General features: G+C 72.9%; 1 protein-coding gene. It reads right to left on the minus strand.

Annotated elements, in window-relative coordinates; translation table 11 throughout:
* Positions 1 to 512, minus strand: a 512-nt coding sequence (locus tag ACX6XY_RS30035) for an LLM class flavin-dependent oxidoreductase (RefSeq protein ID WP_460337775.1), incomplete at both ends; no start/stop codon positions are given.

The raw sequence follows: 512 nt of genomic DNA on the forward strand, positions 1-512 counted from the left end.
TCGAAGACGGTCTGGTCGGCCGCGAAGTCCGAGTCGGGGATCGGCCAGTGGAGCGCGATCTCCGTGAAGCCCAGCTCCTGGTGGCGCCCGGCGAAGTCCACGAAGGCGTCGAGCGACTCCAGGGGCCGGGCGCGGTCCGGGGTGAAGCCGGTGAGCAGGACCTTGTCCAGCTCGGCCACGTCACGGCCGATGTCCGTGCACGCCTTGCCGAGCCGCTCGATCTGGCCGCGGAGCGCTGAGCGGGACTCCTCGGGCGTACCCGTCTCGAAAAGCTTCGGGTCCCCCGTGGTCACCCACGCCTGCCCGTGCCGGGCCGCGAGCCTCAGCCCGCGCGGCCCGGTGGCCGCGACGGCGAAGGGCAGCCGCGGCCGCTGTACGCACCCGGGGATGTTCCGCGCCTCCGTCGCCGAGTAGAACGTCCCCTCGTACGTCACCGAGTCCTCGGTCAGCAGCCGGTCGAGCAGCGGCACGAACTCCCCGAACCGGTCGGCACGCTCACGCGGCGTCCAGGG

The organism is Streptomyces sp. O3 (assembly GCF_054788135.1).